At 57.0% G+C, this 561-nt stretch carries 1 protein-coding gene; it reads left to right on the forward strand.

Annotation, left to right across the window (positions count from 1 at the left end):
- Positions 1-112: 112 nt before the first annotated feature.
- Positions 113-561: transposase (locus AC1RQI_RS17025; RefSeq protein ID WP_481905804.1), on the forward strand; the 449-nt coding region annotated here is incomplete at its 3' end.

Raw genomic sequence — 561 nt, forward strand, 5'->3', positions numbered from 1 at the left:
ATTTTCCCCAAAATATCATATAATTAGGGCTCACCAACCGGAACGGGAGACACGGTTTTGAGCCAACAATACGACCCAGCAGTTGACATCAGCCCCCAAACCTTGACTACAAATTGTACAGAAAGTAACCAGTCTGCTTGATTGCCCTGACTTTATTGCTGCCCACCGGCGAAAAGCGACCGATTTCACGCGACAACGCTGCCTGAGCTTCCGCAACCTGATTCTTTTCCTGCTCAACCAGCCCAACAGCGCCCTTCAGACCGAGCTGGATCAGTTCTTTCAAACGCTTCACCAATCGCCGCTCGAAGGCCAGAGCGTCACCGCGCAGGCGTTCAGCAAGGCCCGGAACAAGCTCAACCCCTCAGCGCTGGTGGCTCTGAATGACGTGCTCCAGCGCCAGCTCGACCAACAGCGGCTGCGCCGACGCTGGCAGGGCCTGCGCCTGCTCGGTGTGGATGGCTCGATGGTTCACCTGCCACTGGCGTCACACCAGGCCCAACATTTTGGCAGCCACAGTGGCTTGCCCGTGGCGCGTCTTTCGACACTGTACGATCTATGCGA

The organism is Salicola sp. AFF1 (assembly GCF_056783195.1).